This is a genomic window from Acidovorax sp. AC410 (assembly GCF_979253235.1).
In genome coordinates this window covers 4,259,746-4,280,754 of sequence record NZ_CEEDCG010000001.1, presented here as the reverse complement: position 1 = coordinate 4,280,754, position 21,009 = coordinate 4,259,746, and the positions used below count along the sequence as shown (strand labels likewise).

General features: G+C 67.5%; 23 protein-coding genes. 5 read left to right on the top strand and 18 right to left on the bottom strand.

The window, feature by feature from the left end; genetic code table 11:
- Nucleotides 1-51: 51 nt before the first annotated feature.
- Complete coding sequence (locus AC0IZS_RS19880; RefSeq protein ID WP_471637192.1) at nt 52-825, bottom strand: SDR family oxidoreductase; 774 nt, start codon at nt 823-825, stop codon at nt 52-54.
- 62 nt (nt 826-887) lie between these two features.
- On the bottom strand, nt 888-1,808 hold the full coding sequence (locus AC0IZS_RS19875; RefSeq protein WP_471637191.1) for a LysR family transcriptional regulator: 921 nt from the start codon (nt 1,806-1,808) through the stop codon (nt 888-890).
- Nucleotides 1,809-1,905: 97 nt separating this feature from the next.
- Here AC0IZS_RS19875 and AC0IZS_RS19870 point away from each other — a divergent pair, with 97 nt between their 5' ends.
- Together AC0IZS_RS19870 and AC0IZS_RS19865 are read left to right on the top strand one after the other, a co-directional pair.
- Nucleotides 1,906-2,589 carry a glutathione S-transferase family protein gene (locus tag AC0IZS_RS19870; protein WP_471637190.1) on the top strand — a complete coding sequence of 228 codons (684 nt, stop codon included), beginning with the start codon at nt 1,906-1,908 and terminating at the stop codon, nt 2,587-2,589.
- A gap of 52 nt (nt 2,590-2,641) precedes the next feature.
- Nucleotides 2,642-3,640, top strand: coding sequence for an MBL fold metallo-hydrolase (locus tag AC0IZS_RS19865; protein WP_471637189.1), 999 nt, complete (start codon nt 2,642-2,644; stop codon nt 3,638-3,640).
- An 87-nt stretch (nt 3,641-3,727) separates the two neighbouring features.
- Here AC0IZS_RS19865 and AC0IZS_RS19860 read toward each other — a convergent pair whose 3' ends face one another.
- The 11 genes from AC0IZS_RS19860 to AC0IZS_RS19810 all read right to left on the bottom strand — a co-directional run bounded on the left by AC0IZS_RS19860 (nt 3,728) and on the right by AC0IZS_RS19810 (nt 13,662).
- A complete protein-coding gene (locus tag AC0IZS_RS19860) occupies nt 3,728-4,594 on the bottom strand; it encodes a hypothetical protein (protein WP_471637188.1) in 867 nt (288 codons plus the stop codon).
- 83 nt (nt 4,595-4,677) lie between these two features.
- Complete coding sequence (locus AC0IZS_RS19855; protein WP_471637187.1) at nt 4,678-5,448, bottom strand: helix-turn-helix transcriptional regulator; 771 nt, start codon at nt 5,446-5,448, stop codon at nt 4,678-4,680.
- Between the two features lie 121 nt (nt 5,449-5,569).
- Nucleotides 5,570-5,860: a hypothetical protein gene (locus AC0IZS_RS19850; protein ID WP_471637186.1), complete on the bottom strand. Its 291-nt coding sequence runs from the start codon at nt 5,858-5,860 to the stop codon at nt 5,570-5,572.
- Between the two features lie 35 nt (nt 5,861-5,895).
- Nucleotides 5,896-6,189, bottom strand: a complete 294-nt coding sequence (locus tag AC0IZS_RS19845) for a FixH family protein (RefSeq protein ID WP_471637185.1) — start codon at nt 6,187-6,189, stop codon at nt 5,896-5,898.
- Between the two features lie 44 nt (nt 6,190-6,233).
- Nucleotides 6,234-7,691, bottom strand: a complete 1,458-nt coding sequence (ccoG, locus tag AC0IZS_RS19840) for a cytochrome c oxidase accessory protein CcoG (protein WP_471637184.1) — start codon at nt 7,689-7,691, stop codon at nt 6,234-6,236.
- Between the two features lie 115 nt (nt 7,692-7,806).
- A complete protein-coding gene (gene ccoP, locus AC0IZS_RS19835; RefSeq protein ID WP_471637183.1) occupies nt 7,807-8,727 on the bottom strand; it encodes a cytochrome-c oxidase, cbb3-type subunit III in 921 nt (306 codons plus the stop codon).
- Between the two features lie 50 nt (nt 8,728-8,777).
- Nucleotides 8,778-8,915, bottom strand: a complete 138-nt coding sequence (locus AC0IZS_RS19830) for a cbb3-type cytochrome oxidase subunit 3 (RefSeq protein WP_057206393.1) — start codon at nt 8,913-8,915, stop codon at nt 8,778-8,780.
- Between the two features lie 26 nt (nt 8,916-8,941).
- Nucleotides 8,942-9,574: a cytochrome-c oxidase, cbb3-type subunit II gene (gene ccoO, locus AC0IZS_RS19825; protein ID WP_471637182.1), complete on the bottom strand. Its 633-nt coding sequence runs from the start codon at nt 9,572-9,574 to the stop codon at nt 8,942-8,944.
- A gap of 22 nt (nt 9,575-9,596) precedes the next feature.
- Complete coding sequence (ccoN, locus tag AC0IZS_RS19820; RefSeq protein WP_471637181.1) at nt 9,597-11,051, bottom strand: cytochrome-c oxidase, cbb3-type subunit I; 1,455 nt, start codon at nt 11,049-11,051, stop codon at nt 9,597-9,599.
- A 62-nt stretch (nt 11,052-11,113) separates the two neighbouring features.
- On the bottom strand, nt 11,114-11,251 hold the full coding sequence (gene ccoS, locus AC0IZS_RS19815; RefSeq protein ID WP_007860012.1) for a cbb3-type cytochrome oxidase assembly protein CcoS: 138 nt from the start codon (nt 11,249-11,251) through the stop codon (nt 11,114-11,116).
- The gene (locus AC0IZS_RS19810; protein ID WP_471637180.1) at nt 11,251-13,662 is read right to left on the bottom strand and encodes a heavy metal translocating P-type ATPase; all 2,412 of its coding nucleotides are present in this window, start codon (nt 13,660-13,662) and stop codon (nt 11,251-11,253) included. The genes ccoS and AC0IZS_RS19810 overlap by 1 nt, the downstream gene beginning before the upstream one ends.
- A 103-nt stretch (nt 13,663-13,765) precedes the next feature.
- On the opposite strand from AC0IZS_RS19810, the gene AC0IZS_RS19805 reads away from it, so the two are divergent.
- Nucleotides 13,766-14,212, top strand: a complete 447-nt coding sequence (locus tag AC0IZS_RS19805) for a universal stress protein (RefSeq protein ID WP_471637179.1) — start codon at nt 13,766-13,768, stop codon at nt 14,210-14,212.
- 812 nt (nt 14,213-15,024) lie between these two features.
- Here AC0IZS_RS19805 and AC0IZS_RS19800 read toward each other — a convergent pair.
- Nucleotides 15,025-15,966 (bottom strand): LysR family transcriptional regulator, encoded by a 942-nt coding sequence (locus tag AC0IZS_RS19800; protein ID WP_471637178.1) that lies wholly within the window; start codon nt 15,964-15,966, stop codon nt 15,025-15,027.
- Between the two features lie 67 nt (nt 15,967-16,033).
- Here AC0IZS_RS19800 and AC0IZS_RS19795 point away from each other — a divergent pair, with 67 nt between their 5' ends.
- Nucleotides 16,034-17,533 carry an MFS transporter gene (locus AC0IZS_RS19795; RefSeq protein ID WP_471637177.1) on the top strand — a complete coding sequence of 500 codons (1,500 nt, stop codon included), beginning with the start codon at nt 16,034-16,036 and terminating at the stop codon, nt 17,531-17,533.
- A gap of 6 nt (nt 17,534-17,539) precedes the next feature.
- Here the strand turns inward: AC0IZS_RS19795 and AC0IZS_RS19790 are convergent, their stop codons facing one another.
- The 3 genes from AC0IZS_RS19790 to AC0IZS_RS19780 form a co-directional block, all read right to left on the bottom strand.
- On the bottom strand, nt 17,540-18,244 hold the full coding sequence (locus AC0IZS_RS19790; protein ID WP_471637176.1) for an SDR family oxidoreductase: 705 nt from the start codon (nt 18,242-18,244) through the stop codon (nt 17,540-17,542).
- Between the two features lie 168 nt (nt 18,245-18,412).
- On the bottom strand, nt 18,413-18,805 hold the full coding sequence (locus tag AC0IZS_RS19785) for a hypothetical protein (protein WP_471637175.1): 393 nt from the start codon (nt 18,803-18,805) through the stop codon (nt 18,413-18,415).
- Nucleotides 18,806-18,928: 123 nt separating this feature from the next.
- A complete protein-coding gene (locus AC0IZS_RS19780) occupies nt 18,929-19,690 on the bottom strand; it encodes an SDR family oxidoreductase (protein WP_471637174.1) in 762 nt (253 codons plus the stop codon).
- A gap of 113 nt (nt 19,691-19,803) precedes the next feature.
- On the opposite strand from AC0IZS_RS19780, the gene AC0IZS_RS19775 reads away from it, so the two are divergent.
- Entirely contained in the window at nt 19,804-20,703 is a 900-nt protein-coding gene (locus AC0IZS_RS19775; RefSeq protein ID WP_471637173.1) for an AraC family transcriptional regulator, read from the top strand.
- Here the strand turns inward: AC0IZS_RS19775 and AC0IZS_RS19770 are convergent.
- Nucleotides 20,654-20,878, bottom strand: a complete 225-nt coding sequence (locus AC0IZS_RS19770) for a hypothetical protein (RefSeq protein WP_471637172.1) — start codon at nt 20,876-20,878, stop codon at nt 20,654-20,656. The two genes, AC0IZS_RS19775 and AC0IZS_RS19770, sit on opposite strands and share 50 nt — an antisense overlap.
- Nucleotides 20,879-21,009: the final 131 nt, after the last annotated feature.

Sequence of the window (21,009 nt, the reverse complement as noted above, 5' to 3'; positions counted from 1 at the left end):
TAGCACGGCAAGGCGAACCAACGAAGTTAGACGGTTGAAGGCGAATTCGTATCACTTGCCGCCGGTCACATCGAGGAAGGTGCCTGTGATGAAGGACGCCTCGGCGCTTGCCAGCCAGAGGATGGCCCGGGCCACCTCTTCCGGCTGGCCGCCGCGTCCCATGGGGATCGAGTCTTTCACGCGGTCCACCCGGCCCGGCTCGCCGCCGCTGGCATGCATGTCGGTGTAGATATGCCCGGGGCGGATGCAGTTGACGCGAATCCCTTCGCGCGCGACCTCCTTGGCGAAGCCGGTGGTGAAGGTCTCCAGGGCGCCCTTGGACGCGGCATAGTCGACGTATTCGCCGGGGCTGCCGAGCCGGGCTGCTGCCGACGAGATGTTGACCACGCTGCCGCCCCGCCCGTTGTGGCGGTACGCCATGCGCCTGGCGGCCTGCTGCGCGCAGAGGATGGGTCCGATGGAGTTGACCGCGAAGATGCGCTGCATCCGCTCGTAGCCCAGGTCCTCCAGCCGGGACTGCGGCGCCAGTACCGCAGCGTTGTTCACCAGCACGTCGATGCGGCCGAAATACCCGTCAGTGGCGGCAAACAGCTCGGCAACCTGCACCGGGTCTGCGCTGTCTGCGCGCACGGCCAGGGCCTTGCGCCCAAGGGCCTGCACATCGGCCACCACCGCCTGGGCAGCAGACTCGTTGGCGACGAAGCTGATCGCCACGTCATACCCTTGTGCCGCAGCCAACCGCGCGGTGGCGGCACCGACGCCGCGGCTGGCACCCGTTATCAGGATGACTGGCGCTTGCGCGGTGGGGTCTTGGGTATCTGGCATATCGATGTTTCTCAGAAAGATGGACGAAATGGAAAGTGAAGACCGTTGCGCCTTGAAGGCCGCTACTGCGCCCCCGCCTGCTCCGCCACGGCCGTAACGAACAGCTCGCGCAGCCAGCGGTGCCCCGCATCGGCCTGCGCGCGGGTGTGCCAGGCCATGGCCAGGTTGAAGGGCGGTATCTCGAACGGCGCGGGCAGTATCTCCAGGATCTGCGCGTAGCGGCGCAGCAGGTGGCTGGGCAGGGTGGCCACGCAGTCGGTGTGCGTGAGCACCAGGGCCACCTGGTTGTAGCTGGGCACGGTGACGACCACGCGCCGGCTGCGTGACAGGGCAGCGAGCAGGTCGTCGATCTGGCTGTGCGGGTGGCCCACCTGCGAGACCAGCACATGCGAGAGGCCGCAGTATTCGTCGAGCGTGGCGGCCACCTTGCCGCGCGGGTGGCCGATGCGCTGCGCCATCTCGAAGCGGTCGCCCATCAGAAAGCGCGACTTGAGCGGGCCGGGCACCTTGCCCACGTCACCCAGGTACAGGTCCACCTCGCCGCGCTCCATGCGTTCCACCAGCCCGGAGTCGGCCGCAGGCACGAAGCTCACGCGCAGGTCCGGGTTGCCGATGCCCACGATGCGGCCCAGCGCCGCCAGGCCGAGGATGCTGAACACGCTGTCGTTGGCGGCAATGACGAAGGCGCGGCGCGCGGTGGCGGGGTCGAAGCTGTCGCCCAGCTCCACCGCGCCGCGCAGCTGGTTGAGCGCCTCGCTCAGCCGGGGTTTCAACTCCAGCGCGCGGTGCGTGGGCACCATGCCGCGGCCGTTCTCGGCGGGCACGAGCAGGGGGTCTTCGAACAGGTCGCGCAGCTTGGCCAACTGGCCCGACAGGCTGGGCTGGCTGATGTTCAGGCGCCGCGCTGCGCGCGTGACGTTGAGCTCATCGAGCAGCGCATCGAGCGAGATCAACAGCGGCAGATCGGAACGCCGGATATCCATGGTGCCTATACCTCCTATCGGCAATTCCGACTCACGCTGCGGTGCCTGTGCGCCCTATCGTTGCGCACCTTTCCACTGCATTGACTGTGAGCTTCAGATGATCCAATTTTATTACCACCCCACCCCCAACCCGCGCAAGGTCGCGCTGCTGCTGGAGGAACTGGGCCTGCCCTACCAGATAGTGCCCGTCGATACATCCAAGGGCGAACAGCACACCGCCGCCTACCGCGCCATCAACCCCAACGGCAAGGTGCCGGCGCTGGTCGATGGCGATGCGGTGGTGTTCGACAGCGCGGCCATCCTGCTGTACCTGGCCGAGAAGACCGGGCGCTTTCTGGGCACACCCGGCGCAGCCGGCCGTGGCGAGATGCTGTCGTGGCTGATGCTGGCCGCCACGGGCCTGGGGCCCTTCACCGGCCAGGCCGTGCACTTCACCCACTACGCGCCCGAACCCAAGGAGTATGCGCTGCACCGCTACCTCTTCGAGGCCGAACGCCACTGGGCGCTGTTCGACGCACGGCTGGCCACGCGCCGCTATGTGCTGGGCGATGACCAGTACAGCATCGTCGACATGTCGCTCTGGGGCTGGTGCGGCGGCCTGGCCTACCTGCTGGGCGATGCGGCGTGGGCGAAGTTTCCGAACATCAAGCGCCACTTCGACGAACTCAATGCCCGGCCTGCCGCCATCGCGGCCATGGCCCTGGCCACGAAGCACGCCTTCAAGGCCGAGCTCGATGCAGATGCCAAGGCGCAGATGTTTCCGCATGGCCGCGTGGCGTGAGACCGCCGCCATTCACCACCGATCCGCCCACCCACTTCATTCCCTTCAAGACATGACATCAACACGCCGCTCCCTCCTCTCCCTGGCCGTCGCCGCATCGCTGCTCGGCCCCGCCTTGGCCATCGCCCAGGCCGCCGCGCCTGCAGCCCCGGCCAGCGTTCCCCCCGCATCCCAACAGGCCGGCTTCTACCGCTTCAGCGTGGGCGGCGTGCAGGTAGTGGCCCTGTCCGACGGCTCGGTGCCGCAGGACCTGCACGCCCTGCTGCACCTGAAGCCCGCGCAGACCGACCAGTTGCTCCAACGCGGCTTTGCCGCCAACCCGGTGGAGGCGTCGATCAACGCCTACCTGGTCTACGCCGGTGACCGGCTGGCGCTGGTCGATACCGGCGCGGGTGCCTTCTTCGGCCCGGGCGCGGGTGGCCAGTTGGTGGCCAGCCTCAAGGCCGTGGGTGTGGAGCCTGCGCAGATCAACGACGTGCTGATCACCCACATCCACACCGACCACAGCGGCGGGCTGGTGGATTCCCAAGGCGAGCGCGTGTTCCCCAACGCCACCATCCACGTGGGCAAGGCCGATCTGGACTTCTTTCTCGCGCCCGGCAACCAGCAAGGCGTGCGCGGCTACGACAAGGCCTACTTCCAGCAAGGCACCACCGCCCTCGGGCCGTATGTGAAGTCAGGCCAGGTGCGCCCCTTCACCGGCGCGGTGGAGATCGTGCCCGGCATCCGCTCGCGCCCCAGCCCGGGCCACACGCCCGGCCACGCCTTCTTCGTGCTGCAGGGCAAGGGCGGTGAGGCACTGGAGTTCATCGGCGACATCCTGCACGTGCAGGCCGTGCAGATGCCCCGGCCCGACGTGACCATCGCCTACGATGTGGTGCCGCGCGATGCCCGGGCACAGCGGCTGCAGCAGTTCGCGCGGCTGACCAGGGAGCGGCGCATGGTGGCTGCGGCGCACCTCCCCTACCCCGGCGTGGGCCATCTGCGCGAGGAAGGCAAGGGGAAGTATGCGTTTGTGCCGGTGGACTATCGGTACCGGGCGGGGGAGTGAGAGACCATATGCGCGCGGCGTAGACGCGCGCATCCGTTGCAGGCGCCAGTCCAGTCGGCTACTGTGGGCATGAAAAATGTCCAACACCTACTTGATCTTCAAGAACAGAGGCAAGGTCATGCCGTAGTACCTGACTGCAACATCGTAGCCCGCCCCACCCTTTTTCATGGCATTGATCATCGTCATCAACTGCGCGAGGCTTGACAATGGCACACCACCTATCGACTCCAAAACGCCTCCCGCCGGAAACTCCGAGTTCGCAAATTCCTTGTCGGCGTGCAGGATCTTCATCGACCCGTCCAGCCTCAATCCTGTACGAATGTAGATTTGGGTCGCCAAGGACCTGGGTCCCTGCGGCTGACTGCCAGGCTTCTCAAGTTGCTGCAGTGCCGCCTTCGCCAAATCACTTGCCTGACGCCAGACCAATGGCAGGGCTGCGTCAATGGACAGATGGTCATTCACATAAACCATCGAAATAACTGGCAACTGATACTTCTCGACCAGATCTACAAGGTCCAACTCCCGATAGGGAAATATGCGCCCCCGGAGGCCTACGTCTTTGCTGTCATATATCGAGGCCCTCCATAGAGTCTGAGCGTCTCTGTACGCTTGCAACGCCAACTCCAACATTTCCACCGCCGCTGGATCGGCCTTTGGACTTGCCCGATAGACACCCAGAGCACTGGCGGGCTCTATGAGTTGCTGCGTATAGAGGCTGTAGGAAATTCCGGATGAAACGGTGCCCTGCAATCCCAGAAAAGCATTTCTCACCCGTTCGCCGCTCGCATCAGGCTGTGACGACGCGGCAGGTCTGCTATTCATCAGTTCCTGCAGGCAAGCCAACCGCTTGCTGCTATCGACGATGTTGTTGCATGCCTCCAGCAGGATGGAAGACTGTGCGCTTGCCCCGATTGCCACGCATGCGGCAGTCCCCAATACCATCAGTTTTTTCAAGACACATCCCTCGGCGACGAATGGATTGGATTATCGCCAGGGTGAGCACCATGCCATCGGCGCGCAGAGCACAGCCCACCAGCCTAGTGCATGGCCCCTGCGCCCAGCAACCGCCGCACCAGCTCCGTCCGGTTGTGCACCCCAAACCGCTCGAACAGCGCATCCACATGCGTGCGCACGGTCGAATAGCCAATCCCCAACTCGGCCGCGATCTTCTTGTCGGGCCAGCCGGCGCACAGGGCCTGGGCGATTTCGCGGGCGCGGCCGTTGAGGCCCTGCCAGGGGTCGGGTGAAGCGGGTGCAGGCGCAACCGGCGCCGCGTCCACCGGCCGCTCCCCAAGCCGTCGCAGCGCGCCGGTGAACGCCGGCTGCACCAGCCGCAGCAGGTCCAGCGTGTCGCGATCAAACGGCCCGCGCTGGCGGCTGCGCCAGATGCGCAGGTCGCCCAGGTTGCGCTCGCCGTCCCAGGCAAACAGGTTCACGCCGTGGTGCAGGCCGTCGCGGGCCAGGAAGTCGTTGAAGAACTCGGTCTTCATCAGTTCCTGCTGGGGCAGGATCTGCGTGACCAGGGTGGGCGCACGGCGCTGGCGCAGCTGGTGGGTGATGGGGTCGCGGTACTGGTAGTACGCCTCGTAGGCCTGCAGGTTGGCGTCGTCCATGTGGATGGAGGCGCGGTCGCCAAAGCGCTGGGCGGCGTCGTCCCAGGCGTAGGATGCGAAATGGTCGGCCTGCAGCAGGGCCAGCAGGTCGGTGCCCACGGCCAGTCGCAAGGGGGCGCTGCCAGGCAGTTCGGCAGCCTCCAGCCGGCCCATCAGGCGGGACAGCAATTCGACGCGGGCGTGGCTCAGGTACATGGCGGGAGGGTGCGAGGCATAGGCACAGCGATGGTGCTGGCCTGCCCGCTACTGTAGGGACATCACTGCCCGCATTCAAGAGCTGTGCCAGCCCGCGCCCTCCCGGTTTTCCCTGCCCTGCTCAGGGCTGTTGATGTCGGGCACAGTCCGCTGGCCGCTCCGTCACCGGCACCGGGCAGCGGTTGACCTCGAACGGCGACATGGACAGCAGCGTGGTGAGCGCGCTCGATGCGATGGTCACCAGCCAGAACACGAAGAAGGCGATGGTGTAGACACCCTCGCGCGACAGGGCCAGGGGCTGGCCGAACCAATGCATGTCCTGCGGGTCCACCATGGCGAAAACCAGCATCTCCAGCACGCCGGCCGTCAGAAAGGCGGGCCAGGCGATCCACATCAAACGCTGCAGTCTCATGGGCTTGTCTCCTTCATTGGATTGTTCCAAATCGCTCAACGCGGTCTGTCGTGCTCGGGCGTGGCCGCATGGTTGCGGGCCTTCATGGCGGGGGCCAGGCTGCTGGGATTGTCCTCCAGCGTCTTGTTGATCTCGATGCCCTGGCGGTAGTAGTCCTCGGCCACCACGGGGTCGGGGCGGGCGATGGCCAGCCACAAGGTGGCAAAGCCCGCGACGACGACGATGGCCGGGCCGGAGATGACCAGCCAGACATGGCCGAACTTCCACCAGGGGGCGGACGGGACGGCAGGGGCAGCGATGGGCGCTGCCGCGACGGAGGGGGATGGCATGTCGGTACTCCTGGAAAAGAGAGGTGGTGGGCAGGAAGGCACGGTCAGCGTGGCACCAGAAACACCGACTTCTCGGTGACATGGCCGCCGCCGCCCAGGGCTTCGATCTCGAACTGCACGGGGTGCGAGCCGGGTGCGGCCGAGCCATACGGGATCTGTAGGCGCACCGCGACCCAGCGCGATTCGGCTGCACCGATATCGACCTCAGCCTCGGAAGCAACCTTGAGCCCATCGAGCCCGTGCGCGCCGATGCGGTAGCGCTGGCCGGCCTCGGTGGCGTTCATGATCTGCAGGCGGTAGATGTTTTCGAGCTGCCCACCCGCGACGATGCGCGAGAGCGCGGCACGGTCGCGCACCACATCGACCTTGAAGGCGGTGCGCAGTGCCAGGCTGGCCGTGAGGCCCACGCACAGCGCGAGCAGGATGGCGCTGTAGATGAGCACGCGGGGCCGCAGCACGCGCCGCAGCATCTGCGCGCCGCTCCAGCGTGCGGCCACGGCGTTCTCGGTGGCATAGCGGATAAGGCCGCGCGGGTAGTGCATCTTGTCCATCACGGTGTTGCAGGCATCCACGCACAAGCCGCAGCCGATGCACTCGTACTGCAGGCCGTTGCGGATGTCGATGCCCACGGGGCAGACCTGCACGCACAACGTGCAGTCTATGCAGTCGCCCAGGCCCTTGGCCTTGTAGTCCACGGTCTTGTTGCGTGGACCGCGCGGTTCGCCACGCGCCAGGTCGTAGCTGACGACCAGGGTGTCCCTGTCGAACATGGCACTTTGGAAGCGCGCATACGGGCACATGTACTTGCACACCTGTTCGCGCATGTAGCCGGCGTTGCCGTAGGTGGCAAAGCCGTAGAACAGCACCCAGAATATCTGCCAGCTGCCCTGCAGCGCCAGCAACTCGGCACCCAGTGCGCGGATGGGTACGAAATAGCCCACGAAGGTGAAACCCGTCCACAGCGCCACGCTGATCCACAGGAACTGCTTGACGGACTTCTTGCGGACCTTCTCCCAGGTCCAGCCACCGGCATCCAGGCGCAGGCGCGCGCTGCGCTCGCCCTCCACTTGGTGCTCGATCCACATGAACATCTCGGTGTACACCGTCTGCGGGCAGGCAAAGCCACACCACAGGCGCCCCGCCACTGTGGTGAACAGGAACAGCGACATCGCGCTGACGATGAGCAGACCGGTGAGGTAGATGAAATCCTGCGGGTACAGCACGAAACCGAACAGGTAGAAGCGCCGCGCGCCCAGGTCGAACAGCACCATTTGCCGCTCGCCCCACTGCAGCCAGGGCACGGCATAGAACACCAGCTGCGTGAGGGCCACCATGGCCCAGCGCCAGCGGGCGAAGGTGCCGCTGATGGAGCGCGGGTAGATCTTCTTTTGCGCCTCGTACAGCGACACGACTTCGGCCGCTGAGTCGGTGCTGCCCCCAGGGGCGGCAGCGACCGGGGTGATGGGAATGACCTTGCGGGCAGGCCCGCTGGGTGGCTTCATGGCAGTTCTCGAATAGGAGGCCGGACGCAATGCCCTTCGGGGCATGCACCGGCCGGCGCGCTACAGCCCCGCCATATGGCGGCGAAGCCCGTGCGCCAGGGTTCAGGTCACACAGTCATCGCGCGGCGGCTGCGCCGCCGTTGCTCGAAAGGCTCCACACATACGAGGCCAGCACGGCGATCTGCGCCTCGGTCAGCTTCTCGGCCTGGGCCGGCATCTGGTTGGTCTTGCCGTTGTTGATCATGGCGGTGATGGCGGCCTCGCCCCAGCCGTGCAGCCACACGTCGTCGGTGAGGTTGGGGGCGCCCAGGGCCTGGTTGCCCTTGCCGTCCATGCCGTGGCAGGCAGCGCAGGCATTGAACTTGGACTTGCCCAGCGATGCGCGCAGCGAGTCGTGCGGGCTCTTGGAGAGGCTCAGCACATAGTGCGAGAGGTTGCGCACGTCCTCGGGCGTGCCCACGGCTGCCGCCATGGGCGGCATCACGCCGGTGCGGCCCTGCGCGATGGTTTCGCGGATCTTCTCGGGCGCGCCACCGTGCAGCCAGTCGGCATCGGCAAGGTTGGGAAAGCCCTTGCTGCCGCGTGCGTCGGAGCCGTGGCACTGCGCGCAGTTGTTCATGAACAGGCGCTCGCCAATGGCATGGGCCTGCGGGTCGCGCGCCATGTCCTCGGGCTTCATGTCGGCGAAGCGGGCGTACAGCGGTGCCAGCTCGGCCTTGGCCTTGTCCATCTCGGCCTGGTACTCGCCCAGTTGCGTCCAGCCGAGCTTGCCGGCAAACGTGCCCAGGCCGGGGTAGGCGGCCAGGTAGGCCAGGCCGAAGACGATGGTGATGACGAACATCCACACCCACCAGCGCGGCAGGGGGTTGTTCATCTCGACCAGGTCTTCGTCCCAGACGTGGCCGGTGGTGTTGTCGGCGGTGGCCATGACCTTCTTGCGGCCGGCCATCCACAGCAGCAGGCCGCAGGCAACGATGCCGCCCAGGGTCACGGCGGTCACGAAGACCGACCAGAAATTGCTGGTGAAGTCACTCATGGGGTGCTCTCTTGTTCATGTGGTTGTCGTTGTTCTTGAGGCGGGCACGGTCATTCGTGCTCGAACGGCACGCGGCCCGCTTCGTCGAAGCGGTCCTTGTTGCTGCCCAGGTAGGCCCAGACCCAGATGCCGACAAAGCAGGCCAGCGAGGCCAGGGTGGCGACGATGCGCATAGTCGTGATGTCCATTGCTATCTCCCAGGATGTGGTGTTGCTTACTTCAGCGCGCGGCCCATGACCTGCAGGTAGGCAACCAGGGCGTCCATCTCGGTCTTGCCCTTGAGCTCAGCGGCCGCGTCGGTGATCTGCTCGTCGGTGTAGGGCACGCCCACGGTGCGCAGGGCCTTCATGCGGGGGGCTGCGTCGCCAGGGATGACTGCCGTCTTCTCCAGCCAGGGGTAGGCGGGCATGTTGGACTCGGGCACCACGTCGCGCGGGTTGTTCAGGTGGATGCGATGCCACTCGTCGCTGTACTTGCCGCCCACGCGGTGCAGGTCGGGCCCGGTGCGCTTGCTGCCCCACTGGAAGGGGTGGTCGTAGACGAACTCGCCAGCCACCGAGTAGTGGCCGTAGCGCAGCGTCTCGGCGCGGAAGGGGCGGATCATCTGCGAGTGGCAGTTGTAGCAGCCCTCGCGGATGTAGATGTCGCGCCCGATGAGCTGCGTGGCGGTATAGGGCTCCACGCCCTTGACGGCCTCGGTGGTGGACTTCTGGAAGAACAGCGGCACGATCTCCACCAGGCCGCCAATGGCGATCACCAGCAGGATCAGCACGATCATCAAAAAGTTGTTGGTCTCCACCTTTTCATGGCTGAAACCGGTGGTCGCAGGGGTCTTGTTGTCAGACATGGATCAGCTCTTTCGTACTGGCTCAGGCGTGGGCGGCTGCATGGGCAGCATGCACAGCAGGGATGGCGACCTTGACCGAGCGGCCGGCGATGGCGGTGGCCCACACGTTCCAGGCCATGACCAGCATGCCGCCCAGGTACAGCAGGCCGCCCGCCAGGCGCACCACATAGAAGGGGTAGGTGGCCTTGACGCTTTCGACAAAGGTGTAGGTGAGCGTGCCGTCGGGGTTGATGGCGCGCCACATCAGGCCCTGCATGACACCGGCGATCCACATCGCGGCGATGTACAGCACGATGCCCACGGTGGCCATCCAGAAGTGCAGCTCGATGGCCGGCACGGAATGCATCTTCTCGCGGCCGAACAGGCGGGGGATCAGGTAGTACAGCGAGCCCATGGAGATCAGGCCCACCCAGCCCAGGGCGCCCGAATGCACGTGGCCCACGGTCCAGTCGGTGTAGTGGCTCAGGGCGTTGACGGTCTTGATGGACATCATCGGGCCCTCGAAGGTGGACATGCCGTAGAACGACAGCGACACGATCAGAAAGCGCAGGATGGGGTCGTCACGCAGCTTGTGCCAGGCGCCCGACAGGGTCATCACACCGTTGATCATGCCGCCCCAGCTGGGGGCCAGCAGAATCAGCGAGAACACCATGCCCACCGATTGCGTCCAGTCGGGCAGCGCGGTGTAGTGCAGGTGGTGCGGGCCGGCCCACATGTAGGTGAAGATCAGCGCCCAGAAGTGCACGATGGACAGGCGGTAGCTGTACACCGGGCGGCCAGCCTGCTTGGGGATGAAGTAGTACATCATCCCCAGGAAGCCGGCGGTGAGGAAGAAGCCCACCGCGTTGTGGCCGTACCACCACTGCACCATGGCGTCCTGCACGCCGGCATAGGCCGAGTAGCTCTTCATCCAGCCGGCAGGCACCGCAGCACTGTTGACCAGGTGCAGGATGGCCACGGCCAGGATGAAGGCGCCGAAGAACCAGTTGGCCACGTAGATGTGGCGCACCTTGCGCATGCCCACGGTGCCGAAGAACACGATGGCGTAGGACACCCAGACCAGCGTGATCAGGATGTCGATGGGCCATTCGAGCTCGGCGTATTCCTTGCCCGAGGTGTAGCCCATGGGCAGGCTGATGGCCGCCGCCACGATGACCAGTTGCCAGCCCCAGAAGGTGAAGGCCGCCAGCGGCGCGGCAAACAGCCGCACCTGGCAGGTGCGCTGCACCACGTAGTAGCTGGTGGCAAACAGCGCGCAGCCGCCAAAGGCGAAGATGACGGCGTTGGTATGCAGTGGCCGCAGGCGCCCGTAGCTGAGCCACGGAATGCCGAAGTTGAGTTCAGGCCAGGCCAGCTGGGCGGCGATGATGACGCCCACCAACATACCCACCACCCCCCATACCACTGCCATGATAGAAAACTGCCGCACGACCGTGTCGTGGTAGTGCGCTGCAGCTGTGTTTTGCGTTGAATCCATCGGGCACCTCTTTGTGTTGTAAAGAGTCTCCCGCAGCGGGGGCCGGGCGGTATTGACGCAGGTCAATCGTTCCTGAGAATGCGCTCGCCCTCTTGCTCCACGCTCTCGAACTGCCCGCGGTACACGGCCCACCACAGGCCGGCCAGGATCAGCAGCACCAGCACCACGGACAGGGGGATCAGCAGGTACAGGATGTCCATCACACGGTCTCCAGCGCGGTCCTGGGTAGGGCACAGGCAGCGTCCTGTCCAGCCCTCTCTTCCCCCACCAGCCGGGCCAGGCGCGAGGCGTTGAGCACCACCAGCAGCGAGCTCAATGCCATGCCCAGCCCGGCCAGCCAGGCGGGCATGTTGCCCAGCACCGCCAGCGGCACGCACAGCGCGTTGTAGGCGGCCGCCCAGCACAGGTTCTGGCGCACCACGCGCAACGTCTGGCGCGCCAGCAGCACGGCCTGCAGCACCAGCTGCAGGCTGCCGCCCAGCACCACGAAGTCGGCGCGCGAACGCGCCAGCGGCACGGCGCTGCCAAAGGCGAAGGACACATGGGCGCCTGCCAGCACCGGCCCGTCGTTGAGCCCGTCGCCCACCATGGCGACCTGGCGGCCCTGCGACTGCAATGCCTGCAGCGCGGCGAGCTTGCCGCCCGGCGAGCAGTCGCCCTGCGCCTGTTCAATGCCGGCCTGCAAGGCTACGCGCTGCACCGACGCCATGCGGTCGCCCGAGAGCATGTGTACGGCAACGCCTTCGCGCTGCAGCGCCTGCACCACGTCGCGGGCCTCGGGCCGCAGGCTTTCGGCCAGGGTGAAGCGGGCCAGCTCAACAGCCGCGCCAAGCTCATCGGTTTCCTCAGACAGCACCACCTGCAGGGCCGCGCTGTCGGCGCCCTGCCCCGCCCCCACGCCCGCGTGGCGCGCAGACCCCAGGCGCAGGCGGCGCGGGGCCACCGCACCGGTGGTGTCGATCACGCGGGCGGTGAGGCCCTGCCCTGCTTCTTCCACCACCTCCGTGGCCGCCCAACGACCAGGGCCGCCATCCGCCGCCGCGCACAGGGCCCGTGACGCGGGGTGCATGGACTGGCGCGCCAGGGCGGCGGCCAGCGCCAAGGCATCGTGCCGCGCCAGGCCGGGGATGGTGTGCACGCCCTGCAGGGCCATGCCATCGCGGGTGAGCGTGCCGGTCTTGTCGAACACGAGGGTGTCCACCGCCGCCAGGGCTTCGAGCCCCTGCAGGTTGCGCACCAGCAGACCATGGCGCGCCAGGGTGCCGGCGGCGGTGAGCATGGCCACCGGCGTGGCCAGCGACAGCGCGCAAGGGCAGGTGACGATGAGCACCGCCACCGCCACCATGAGCGCGTGGCTGGGGCTACTGGGCCACCAGTACGCAGCGGCGATCACGGCGGCCAGCAGCACGGCGATGAGAAAGGGCCGCGCCACGCGGTCGGCCAGTTGCGCCAGGCGGGGCTTCTGCAGCGATGCGCTTTCCATCAGCGCCACGATCTGTGCAAAGCGCGTGGCACTGCCCGTACCCTCCACGCGCACCTGTACCGCCGCCTGCAGGTTGTAGCTGCCCGCCACCACGCGGCTGCCCAGCGGGCGTGCCACGGGCGTGGACTCGCCGGTGAGCAGGGCCTCATCGGCCTGCGTGCTGCCTTCGGTGATGCAGCCATCGGCCGGGAAGGCCTCGCCCGGCAGCACCCGGATCACATCGCCCACCGCCAGGCGGCGCGTGGCCACACGGGTGAAAGCGCCATCGGCACCGCGCCGCTCCACACTGTCGGGCAGGCGGTTCATCACCGCCTCCAGCGCGCCGGCGGTGCTGTCGCGCAGGCGCAGCTCCAGCCAGCGGCCGGTGAGCAGAAAGAACACGAACATGGTCAGCGAGTCGAAGTACACCTCCTTGCCGAAGATGCCCGCAGGGTCGAAGGTGCCCGCCGTGCTCACGGCAAAGGTAATCGCCATGCCCAGCGCCACGGGCAGGTCCATGCCCACGCGGCGCAGGCGCACGTCACGCAGCGCACTGGCGAAGAACGGGCCGCAGGCAAAACACACCACCGGCAGCGTGATGACCCACGAGGCCCAGCGCAGCAGCGTCTCCATCTCCTGCGACAGATCGCCCGGCTGCGCCACATAGGCGGGCCATGCGTACATCATCACCTGCATCATGCAAAAGCCGGCCACCAGCCAGCGCCACAGTGCGCGCCGGCTCTCCTGCTGGCGCTGGGTGCGGGCCAGCGCATCCATGGCCGGCAGCGCCTGGTAGCCCGCACGGGCCACGGCGGCCATCCAGGTGGAGGGCAGCACCTGCGAGGGCTGCCACACCACGCGCGCACGGTGCGTGGTGGCGCTCACATCGGCCTGCAGCACGCCGCGCACGTTGCGCAGCGCCTCTTCGATGGTGAGGGCGCAGGCCGCGCAGTGCATGCCCGAGAGCACCACATGCGACTCCCACGCGGGTGCGTCCCCCGCAGCGGACTCCACCGGCGCACCGTAGCCATCGCAGGGGCGGCCGAAGGAAGGCCATTCCTGCGGATCATCGAGCAGTGTGGCGTGCAGCTGCTGTGGCGAGGCCACCGGCGGGCTTGCATCTGCGGGGCTGGGGGTGGCATTTGACATGGCTCAAGCCTATCGCCGCAGCCCGGTTGGCTTGTTGACCTGGATCAAGGCGAGGAACATCATGGTCCGTACGCTTGCGCCATCTACAAGCCAGGAGACCACCATGTACTACCAACGCATCCTGATTGCCACCGACGGCTCCACCCTGTCCGACAAGGCCGTGGACCATGGGCTGGCACTGGCCGAGCTGACCTCGGCCACCGTGATCGCGCTCAAGGTGGTGCCGCGCTACCCGCGCAGCTACTTCGAAGGCGGCATGCCCGTGGAGATGAGCGACGTGAAGCGCATCGAGCAGCAGTGGAACGATGCCGCCCAGGCCATGGTCGATGCCGTCAAGGCCCGCGGCGCCGCGCGCGGCATCACGGTGAAGGCCGTGGTCCACAAATCCGACCTGGTGGCCGAGGCGATCATCGCGGCGGCCAGGAAGCACAAGGCGGATCTGATCGTGATGGCATCGCATGGGCGCAGGGGGGTCAAGCGGTTGTTGATGGGGAGTGAGACGCAGCATGTGTTGACCCATTCGCACATTCCGGTGCTGGTGTTGAGATAGCTCTTTGCGTCTTGTGCGGTGCTTGCGGCGCGTGGTGGCTGCATGCTTTGATTGAGGGCGGGAGCCGGGGTGTGCGCCCGGCGGCGCAGTAACTTTCTCTTGCGTCGCCAAGAGAAAGTCACCAAAGAGAAGGCGACCCCGCTGCCCGTGTCCCCCTCGCACTGCGTACGAGGGGGCAGCCTGCGATGCTCGAAGCTGGGGTGCGCCTCGGAACTCGCTGCGTTCTTCGAACTCCGCTCAAACATCTGCGGCGAGTCAGATAACGAAGCGTGTGTGTCCTTCGGCACACACGCCACCCCAGCTTCTGCGCTTCTCGGCACGGTCAGAAGGGGGTGGGAGCGGGCCCCACACGGGCCATTGCTTCGCTCGGCCTGTGGTCCTTCGCTGCGCTCGGCTCGCCAGGGCGGCTGCGCCGCCCGTCGGCAGCGCGCACCGCGCGCGTAACCGACCCCAGGCGCAGCTGCGCAGCAGCAGCCGTTTCTGTCCCCGCTCCCCACCCCTTCTGGCTGCGCCGAGAAGCGCAGGGCCTGGGGTGGGTGCGTGTGCCGCAGGACACACGCACTTCGTGCTCTAGCTTGCCGATGCTGTCTGAGCGGAGTTCGAAGAACGCAGCGAGTTCATCGGCACCACCCCAGGCCCGAGCATCGCAGGTTGCCCCCATCGCCCGACAGGGCGAACGGGGGACGCAGACTGGGGGCCGCCTTCTCTTTGGTGACTTTCTCTTGGCGGCCAAGAGAAAGTTACTGCGCCGCCGGGCGCACATCCCGGCCTCCGCCCTCAGCACATAACAGAAGCAACAACCAACACGGAAGCTAACGCCGCGCGCGCAAAACCTTCACCGCCGGCCCCTTGATCATCGGATCGTCCAACACCTTCAAAAGACACTCCCGCAACCACCGGTGCGCCGCATCCGCGCTGTACCGCGGATGCCACGCCATGCGCGTGGTGTCACTCTGCAACGGCAACGGCAACGCAAAGACTTCAAGCTTCAGTGACGGAGACATGCCCCGCGCCACCCGCTCAGGCACACAAGCCACCAGGTCCGACCGCGACGCCGCAATCAGTGCTGCAAAAGCACTGGGCACCTGCAGCGCCACCATGCGCGCCAGGCCCAGCGCGGCCAGCGCATCGTCCAGCGTGCTGGGCTCACCAGGCCGCAGCGTCACGCCCACATGGCGCACAGCCGCCAGGCGTGCCGGGGTCAGCGGCTTGGCGAGCAGGGAATGGCCCGCGCGCGCCGCACCCACCAGTGGCTGCTGCGACAGCGCCTGCCACTCCACCTCCGGGTCGCGGCTGCGGAACACGCCCACGTCCAGGTCCACCCGTCCCTCGCGCAATGCGGCGGGATCGCTGTGGCTCTCGGCCAGGAACTGCAGGCTGGCCAAGGGCATCTCCTGCGCGAGCGCCTGCGACAACGCCGCGCCGTAGACCACGGCCATGCCCTCGGGCGCGCGCACCACAAAGTGCCGGCGCACCTGCGCCAGGCCGCCCAACCCCTCGCCGGGCGACTGCAGCGCGCGGGCCTGGGCCAGCAACTGGCGCACGGGCTCGGCCAGCGCCAGGGCGCGCGGCGTGGGCACCAGTTGGCGGCCCGCGCGCACCAGGATGGCGTCGCCGAACACCTCGCGGATGCGGGCCAGCGCATGGCTCATGGCCGGGGTGCTCAGGTGCATGCGCTCGGCCGCGGCCGTCACGCTGCTGGTGGCCAGCAGCGCGTCGAGTGCGACCAACAGGTTGAGGTCATACGTTTTCATACGGTGCAACTGTATGTTCAAATCATTGCACTGTACAGAACCATGCAGCGCCGCGACACTGCCGGCCATGACGACATCCAACCCCATGCCTGCCAGGCAGCCGCCTGAACTGGCCCAGCCCCGCTCCACAGCCTTGCTTCTGCTCGCGCTGATGCTCATGCTGGTGCTGGCCGCGCTGGACCAGACCATCCTCTCCACCGCCCTGCCCTCCATCGCCCGCGACATGCCGGGCAGCCTGCCGCCGGCCTGGACCTTCTCGGCCTACCTGCTGGCCGCCACGGTGGTGATTGCGCTGTATGGCCGCCTGGCCGACGTGCATGGCCGCAAGCCCATGCTGCTGCTGGCCATCGGCCTTTTCCTCCTCGGCTCGCTGGCCTGCGCGGCCAGCCAGAGCATGCTGCAGCTGGTGCTGGCACGCGCGCTGCAGGGCGCGGGCGGCGGCGGGCTGATGACGTTGACCATGCTGACCGTGGCCGCGATGTTCCCGCAGGCAGAGCGCGGGCGCTACCAGTCGCTGCTGGGTGCGGTGTACGGCGTGGCCACCATGTTCGGGCCGCTCACGGGCGGCTGGCTGACCGAGCACCTGTCCTGGCGCTGGGCCTTCGGGCTGAACGTGCCGCTGGCGCTGGTGGCCTTCGGCATCCTGGCGACCACGCTGCGCGGCCAGGCCCGGGGTCCGCGCACGCCCATCGACCACCTCGGCGCGGTGCTGCTCACCGCTGCGCTGTGCAGCGCCTTGCTGATGACGCAGCACGAGCGCCTGCAACTGCCCGACTGGCTGTCGGCCGCCGTGCTGGGCACCGTGTGCGCGCTGTGCACCACGGCCTTCCTGCTGCGCCAGCGCCGGGCCGCGCACCCGCTGGTGCCGCTGTCATTGTTCGGCCGGCCGGTGTATGCGGCGGCGTCCGTGATCGGGCTGGTCACCGGCGTGGCGCTGTATGCGGCGGTGGTGTTCATGCCCGCCTACCTGCAGACCGCCCTGCACCTGGCGCCCACCACGGCCGCCTGGCACCTGCTGCCGCTGATGGCGGGGGTGACGGCTGCCGCCATCGGCAGCGGCCGCCTGCTGCGCGCCCGCGTGCCGGCCCGCAATCTGGGCATGGGCGCCAGCGCGCTGGTGGTGCTGGGCTTCGTGCTGCTGGCCGCCGCCATGCAGTGGGCGCCCGCGCAGCCGCTGGTGCTGTCGGCCTGCCTGCTGCCGCTGGGCATGGGCATCGGCGTGCTGTTCCCCATCATCACCATGGTCTCGCAGCGTGCATCGCCGGTGCAGCTCATGGGCATCGCCACCGCTGTGCCGGTCATGCTGCGCAGCCTGGGCGGCGCCGTGGGCGTGGCGCTGCTGACCACGCTGTTCGCCGAGGTGCTGCACACGCTGGTGGCCGGCCACCCCACTGCCATCGCCGAAGCCGGCCCGCATGCGCTGCAGGCCGTGTGGGCTGCGGCCGCCGCCGTCGCCCTGCTGGGCGTGCTGGCGTGCCGCTGGCTGCCGGATGCGCCGATGGCGATGGACCCGCCAGCGCAGCCCACCCTGCATGCAGCCCCAGGCACCCGCGCGACGGCGACCTGAGCCAGGTCAGACGGAGCGCATCAGCCCGCCATCCACCCGCAGGTTCTGCCCGGCGATATAGGCCCCGCCTTCCGAAGCCAGGAAGGCGATGGTCGCGGCGATCTCCGAACTCTTGCCGTAGCGGCCCAGGGGCACGGTCTCGCGGCGTTCCTCGGTAGCAGGCAGGCTGTCGATCCAGCCAGGCAGCACGTTGTTCATGCGGATGTTGTCCTTGGCGTAGCTGTCGGTGAACAGCTTGGAGAAGGCCGCCAGCCCGGCACGGAACACGGCGGAGGTGGGGAACATCGCGCTCGGCTCGAAGGCCCAGGCGGTGGAGATGTTGATGATGCTGCCCCCGCCCTGCTTTTGCATGTGCGGCACGACCAGGCGCGTCGGGCGGATCACGTTAAGCAGGTAGACGTCCATGCCCACGTGCCATTGCTCGTCCGTCAGCTCCAGCACCGGCGCGCGAGGGCCGTGGCCGGCGCTGTTGACCAGCACGTCGATGCGGCCCCAGCGGGCCACCGCCTGGTCCACCAGTTGGGTGAGGTCCTCCACGGACTGGTTGGAGCCGGTCACGCCCAGGCCGCCCAACTCGGCGGCCAGCGCCTCGCCCTTGCCCGACGAGGACAGGATGCCCACGCGGTAACCATCGGCCGCCAGCTTGCGCGCCGCAGCGGCGCCCATGCCGCTGCCACCGGCGGTGACGAGGGCCACTTTTTCTACTGCCATACGGAATGCTCCTGAAAATGCTGGGTCAAAGAATAGCACCCAGCCTCTACCCGAGGATGTAGCGGCCCAGGCATTTGCCTGTAGATTGGCTACACCATGAGGACACAGACCGCACCCGGTTGGCGCGGCCGTTGAGCGACGCGGAAAGCAGCAGCAACCGCCGAGGTGTCAGCCCACTCCCCGGGGCGCCAACAGGGCCCCGACCAGCGCCTTGCCGTACCTGCGAACGGCAAGCACCGACAGCACCAGCGCCACCAGTTGCTCGCCAAAGAGCAGCACCATGCCCAGGAAGGGAACCTCCAGCCAGGGCGCCACCATGCCCACGATGGAAAACGGCAGGCGCACAAAACCGATGACGGCATAGACCAGCCCCACCAGAATGGCATAAGACCAGACACCCGGCAGGTAGCCGCGGATGAAGAAGGCCGGCAACAGCAGCGGCCATGCCAGGTGGATAAGCTGAAAGCCCAGCATGTAGGCCAAGGCCCCCATCTCCGACGCGTGTGCCGCACCGGATACCGCGCACATTGCAGCCAGCAGCGCTGGTTTGATCTTTGCCATCTTTTTCGCCCCCCGTTGTGTCTGTGGTCGCGGGCGGCCTCGCCATCCCCTCCTACCGGCCCGCGGCGCATGGTGCCACAAACGGCCGGGGAACCGCGCCACAGAGGGCTGCGTGCGGGTCGCCTACCGCGCTTGCCGTTCCTGCGCGCGGGCCAGCGCCACGGCATCGGCCCCTGCGGGAAAGCGCAGTTGCGCACCCGCATCCGTGGCGGCGCGCCACACCGCCTCAGCCACATCGGCCTCCCTCGTCACAGCACCGATCTGCCCGAGCGACGCGAACACGCTTTGCGCACAGGGCATGTAGGCCTCGGGGATCAGGCCCTGCATGCGTTCGCTGCCATTGCTGGTGAAGCGGGTGGAGGGCGCATAGCCCGGCTCCACCAGCTTCACGCGCACGTTGAAGGCGTCGAGCTCGAACGCCAGCGACGCCGTGAAGCCCTCGATGGCGGTCTTGCTCGCGGTGTACACCGCCACCAGGGGCATGGGCGCCAGGGTGGCGCTGGAGGTCACATTGACGATCACGCCCGCGCGGCGCGCACGCATCTGCGGCAGCAAGGCCTGCGCCATGGCCATGGGGCCGAAGGTGTTGGTCTCGAACACCTCGCGCACGGTGGCCATGGGCGTGGCCTCGAAGGCGCCGAACAGGCCGATGCCGGCGTTGTTCACCAGTACATCGATGCGCCCGGCCTCGGCCAGCACGGCGGCAATGCTGTCGGCACGGGTCACGTCGAGCGGCAGCACGCGCATGCGCTCGTCGGCGGGCAGCAGGTCGGCCCGCGGGCTGCGCATGGTGGCGATCACGCTCCAGCCCTGGGCGTGGAAGTGGCGCGCGGTTTCGAGGCCGTAGCCGGAGGAGCAGCCGGTGATGAGGACAGTCTGGGTCATGGTGATTTCCTTGGGGGGTTGGATGGAAGGGCTTGACAAGGCCTCCACGATAGGGATCATTGACCGGACCATCTACAGCGAAAAGTCCTGTTTTCATTTGCAATCGTCCGGCCATGAACGATCCCCTTGCCGAAGTCATCGCCCTGTTGCAACCGCGCACCGTGTTCTCCAAGGGCATCAGCGGCGCGGGCCGCTGGGCCGTGCGCTACGCGGACTTCGGGCACCCGAGCTTTTGCGTGGTGCTGGAAGGCAGCTGCAGCCTGGCCGTGGACGGGCAGGACGCCATCACCCTCGCGGCGGGCGACTTCGTGCTGCTGCCGGCCACGCCGGGCTTCACCATGGCGGGGGCCGAGCCTGCAGCGCCCCGGTACATCGACCCAAGGACGGCGCCCGCCCTCACCAGCGAAGTGCGCCACGGCGAGCAGGACGGCCCGCCCGACGTGCGCCTGCTGGGCGGCTACTTCGTCTTCGGCTCGCCCGACGCGGCGCTGCTGGTGTCTCTGCTGCCGGCGCTGATGCATGTGCGCGGAGTGGAGCACCTGCAGGCGCTGGTGCAACTGGTGGGCAAGGAGTCGGCGGCGGACCGCCCGGGCCGCGACCTGGTGCTGTCGCGCCTGGTGGAGCTGCTGCTGATCGAAGCCCTGCGCTCGACCTCAGCGGGCGAGGAGGCGCCTCCCGGCCTGCTGCGCGGCCTGGCCGATGCGCGCATTGGCCAGGCCATGCGCCACATGCATGCCAGCCCCTCACGCCCCTGGACCATGGCCCAGCTGGCGCAGACGGCAGCGCTGTCGCGTTCGGCCTTTTACGAACGTTTTGCGCGCGCCGTGGGCATGCCGCCCATGGAATACCTGCTGGCCTGGCGCATGGCCCTGGCCAAGGACTTGCTGCGCCACCAGGACCTGGCGATTGCCGAGGTGGCCGAACGCGTGGGCTACGGTTCGGCCAGCACCTTCAGCACCGCCTTCAGCCGGCATGTGGGGCTGGCGCCGGGGCGGTATGCGCGGGCGGGGTGAGGCCCCGCAGCGCACCGTCCTGCAGTGCATTCACCGGCCCGGCCACCATGGAGGCCGCCATGGCCAGCGCCCACAGCAGCAGGAGCAGCAAGAATCGCCTCGCGTCGCCCGATAGCGCCAGGAGGTGTCGTTGCAGGCGGGGGAGCAGGCGCCGCAGGATCTGGAATGTGTTCATGGCAGTCCACGAATGCTATCGGGCGATGGCGGTTCTGTATGTCCCTAGAACTTGTGACAAGAACACCCGGAACCGGCCCGTGCCAGAAGGCGTGCAGGCGCTGCAGGTTGTGCCGAGAAACCGCCCATTGC